Below are 3,965 nucleotides of genomic sequence, written 5' to 3' on the forward strand. Positions count from 1 at the left end.
ATCTGGGAGGGATAGATATAGTCAGGGGCAACGACATTGTCTGCATAGATTCTGCTGTGATGAGAATCAAGCAGCATAAGTGCATTTTTCATCACACCATTTTGTGTCAGTACAAGCGGGTAGTTGCTATATCCACGTGCCCATTCCTCACCAGTGGAAAAGAGTGCATGGGGGTAGTCGTCCAATACACTGGCAAGTGCAGGTCGGTCATAGGCATGTTCACCATCATGATTGCCAAAAGTGTAGGCCCAAAGCCGGCCATGTTCCTCCATGAAGGCTGCAAACTCGATAAGCATCTCCTTTGCATTGAATGAGAACAAGAGGTCACCAGAAATGACGGTCAGGTCAGGATCTGTTTCTTCAAAGGCCCTTTCCATCAATGCATAGATCTTATCCCTGCCTGAAAAGGGGCCTCTTCTGAGATGGAAATCGGTTCCCCAGAGAATCTTGAACTCCCCGCTTTCTGGGTACTCCAAGGTAAAGGCTTTCCCCTCATGAACCGCATTCTGTAGGTCAAAGGGCTCTTGGGGAATGACAACACTTTCTGTGTGCCTGCTGACTTCTTCAAAGACTTTTGTATTGGATAAGCGATCGATGATTATATACGACGCAATCCCTACAATGAGTAGTAGCGCTACAAAGAGCAGTATCAATATTCTAAGGATTAAGCGTGATGATCGTTTCATGGGTAGCTGTAATCTACCACGAAACCGGTAATAAAAAAAGCCGGCACATCAGTACCGGCTTGATAGATACAAGGAGTAAAAGGTTATTCGCTCTGTCCCAGTACTACGTTGAGGAAGGTGGTCAGGAAGTTGTCCTCAAATGCATCAGAGGAGTAGAGTGCTTGACTGAAGTCCTGCTGGTTCTGGGTACCACTGTAGTAGTCATAGAACATGGTGATATAACTGCCCATGGTATCGTCCTGGACATCTTCACCAGTTTCAACAAGGAGGTAGGAAGTACCAGACTTGATTGGATCAAGCAGTGTGTTCTCTTCTGCAGTGTAGAGTTGCTTTGCAACATCTTCATTGCTGGCAGCATTGGCGAGCAACCCTGCATTATCGGTATAGGAGAAGTTGCTCATGTACTGGCTCTCTCCCAAGTTGTAGGGAGTTGCACTCACATCAACCAAAGAGAGGTCCTGCTCAAGTGCTACTTCTTCAAGTCCTTTGCTTGCAGCCTCTGCCTGCAAATCTGCTGCAAGGTCTGCTAGATAGGTGTCGATGATGTCGCTATCACTGGTTGCCAGGTACGCCTTGACGGAAGCAAGGAGTTCTTCGCTTGCGTAGTCAGCTTCCTCCGGCGTGCTGTTCAGCTTGTAGATTGCCCATGCACCATTTGCCTCAAAGGGGCCAAGTACATCACCGTTTTTTGCGGAGAGCAAAGAGACTGCTTCATCAGCATTCTTGAAGTTGGAAACCAGGCCGTAGTAGTACAGACGACCAACCTTTCCCTCTTCTGCTGCATAGGAGTCAAGACTGTTCTGGGTTGCAGCCTCTTCAAAAGAGGTCTCGCCACCAACGATGGAGTCATACACTGCCTGGGCATTTTCCTGGCTGTCCATGCTGATGATGCTCATATCCATGCTGTAAAAGAGCTGCTTGTTCTGTAGTGCATACTGTGAAGCGAGTTCATCAGGGTAGAGTGCAGGGTTGAGGCTGAGATAGCGGAACGTTCTTCCATTACCTGCCATTTCAGCGATGTAATCAACCTCAGATGAGGCGGAGAGTACCGTACCCACATCGTCAATTACAATCTGGTAGGGGAGGCCGCGCCGGATTGATTTCTCGACAGAAGCCTTTCGTTCAGCCGAAGCATCCTGATAGGTCTTTACATCGAATTTTCCATCCTTGTCATAGGCGCCACTTTCAATAATTGCACGCTTTACCACATCATCAGCTGCAATGATACCGGCTTTGGATGCAAGCTGGTTAACCGCAGTGAACAAGACCGTGCTGTCGTAGGCGCTCTTCCAGATCTGGTAAAGGGCTTGGGTTTGGTTTGCATCAGATCCGCTGTACTGGTTGGCATAGTTCTGGACCTGGTCATAGAAGTAGTTGCCATAAGCATACTTGATCTCTTCCTTGCCGTATTTGCCAAACACAATTCCATTGCTGGTGCCTTGGCCGACAAAGGCCTGAATAGCAGGGGCCAACACAAAGGAGATGGCGATCAGGATCAGGACGATCATTCCAAACACCCATCCGATGGTTATTTTACGCTTCGGCTTGAGTGCGGCTTCATTCTTACCTTTTTTCTCTACTGCGCTCTTCTTTTCTTTCCCGAAGGCGAGTACTTTCCCGTTCTCTTCGGGTTTCTTTCCATTTGTGTTGTCGTTTGAAGACATGATAAACCTCTTTCTCCCGTGCATTTTCCGCATTTTGCGGACAGTCTTATGAAAAATACCATTTCACCTAGTCACTGTCAATGAATAGGTTGAGAATAGCCAATATAGGCCATTTTGCTTCGCTTGACAATCTTCAGAGCTATTAGGTATATTGAACCTCGGCTGTATCGATTACGGGTAGTAGCGCAGGGGCTAGCGCACCTGGTTCGGGACCAGGGGGTCGGAGGTTCAAATCCTCTCTGCCCGATCGTAAAGAAAGAGACTCCTTGTTTCAGGAAATGGAATGGGGAGTCTTTTGTTTTCCTGGAGGAAATGCCCATGTATACGGTAGTAGCTCTTGATTTGGATGGTACACTCACCAACGAGAAGAAGGAAATCACCCCACGTACCAGAGACGCGATCAAAAGGGCCAGGGAACAGGGTTGTCATATCGTTCTTGCCAGTGGTAGACCCCTCTTGGGCATTGAACATGTCGCTTCCTCCCTTGACCTCATGGGCAGTGAAGGCACCATTCTTGCCTATAATGGCGGACAGCTCTTTGATACACGAACAAGTCAGGTACTCTGGGAACGTACGGTGGACCTTGAGACCATTCATACATGTTTCTCATACGCCCGTGAACATCACCTTGCTGCTCTCTCCTACGATGAGGAAGGTGTTATTACCGAAATGGCTGATGATGTGCATGTTGCCAAGGAAGCCTATAACAACGCCATCCCCATCAAGAAAGTTTCCAATCTCATCGAGGAAGTGCAACACCCGATGCCGAAAGTCATGATCGTAGGAGAACCGCTTCTCTTGCAGAAGGCAAGGGAAGATCTGTTGCCATTGGTTGGGGATGTTGCTGATTTGGGTTTCAGTGAACCATGCTTTATGGAAATTACCGCGAAAGGAGTACAAAAAGCGAGCAGCCTTCAGGTATTGCTTTCCCTGCTTGGAAAGGATGAAAGCTCCTTAATGGTAATCGGTGATGGTCTCAATGATCTCCCAATGTTTGGCATTGCCGCACTTGCAGTGGCTATGGACAATGCATCGGATGAAGTGAAATCTCATGCCCATGTCATTACTGATTCCAATGAACATGATGGTGTTGCCTTGGCTTTTGAACGATATATATTGACAAAATAGCAATAAAACTCAATATTCCATTTCTACTTTCTGTCAACCGGCAGGGAAAATGTCATTTGAGAAATTTTTAGGGAACTGGCAGGATTTCTGGGAAAATACCAGAGGTCCGAGTGTTGGGTAACAGCAAATATCAAGTATTTTGGGCAGGATTTGTAAGACCTGACCGTTTTCATGCCTTGGGGTCTGGTCCCTGGACATGGGAAACCGGCATCACCATGGCGGGATGCTGGGAATCATGGGTTCATTGTCCTGGGGAGAAGCCTAGGCGTATTGGGTTTCGTAAGGACTCTTGTAGCAGGGTTCCAGGCTCTTCATCAGTGCGTCGCTGCGCTTGAACTGCATCTGTCTCTTGAAGCTCCAGGGGTGGCTGTCAGGCATCTTGGGCCGGGGAGCCCTGGCCTTCCTCGGCTTTTCCTGCTCAGGGTCCACCTGGGGGGAGAATGCGTACCGGTCTGGTATTCGTTGCAATGCATAGCATTGTTCCTTC

4 protein-coding genes and 1 tRNA gene are annotated in these 3,965 nt (G+C 48.1%); 2 read left to right on the forward strand and 3 right to left on the reverse strand.

Annotated features, from left to right (window positions below):
- A partial coding sequence (locus JF818_RS03730) for a metallophosphoesterase (RefSeq protein WP_198890640.1) occupies window positions 1-686 on the reverse strand: 686 nt, incomplete at its 3' end.
- A gap of 83 nt (window positions 687-769) precedes the next feature.
- Window positions 770-2,350, reverse strand: coding sequence for a SurA N-terminal domain-containing protein (locus tag JF818_RS03735; RefSeq protein ID WP_233065928.1), 1,581 nt, complete (start codon window positions 2,348-2,350; stop codon window positions 770-772).
- Window positions 2,351-2,524: 174 nt separating this feature from the next.
- On the opposite strand from JF818_RS03735, the gene JF818_RS03740 reads away from it, so the two are divergent.
- Both JF818_RS03740 and JF818_RS03745 read left to right on the forward strand, forming a co-directional pair.
- Window positions 2,525-2,597, forward strand: a tRNA-Pro gene (locus JF818_RS03740).
- A 71-nt stretch (window positions 2,598-2,668) separates the two neighbouring features.
- Window positions 2,669-3,478 (forward strand): Cof-type HAD-IIB family hydrolase, encoded by an 810-nt coding sequence (locus JF818_RS03745; protein ID WP_198890642.1) that lies wholly within the window; start codon window positions 2,669-2,671, stop codon window positions 3,476-3,478.
- Window positions 3,479-3,739: 261 nt separating this feature from the next.
- Here JF818_RS03745 and JF818_RS03750 read toward each other — a convergent pair.
- On the reverse strand, window positions 3,740-3,965 hold a 226-nt coding region (locus JF818_RS03750; protein ID WP_233065931.1), incomplete at its 5' end, for a hypothetical protein.

It is taken from the genome of Sphaerochaeta sp. S2 (assembly GCF_016406725.1).
In the GTDB taxonomy this organism is placed as follows: domain Bacteria; phylum Spirochaetota; class Spirochaetia; order Sphaerochaetales; family Sphaerochaetaceae; genus Sphaerochaeta.

Coding starts and splice junctions, on each gene's coding strand:
- JF818_RS03735 (WP_233065928.1), bottom strand. CDS start 2,350: ATGTCTTCAAACGACAACACAAATGGAAAGAAACCCGAAGAGAACGGG.
- JF818_RS03745 (WP_198890642.1), top strand. CDS start 2,669: ATGTATACGGTAGTAGCTCTTGATTTGGATGGTACACTCACCAACGAG.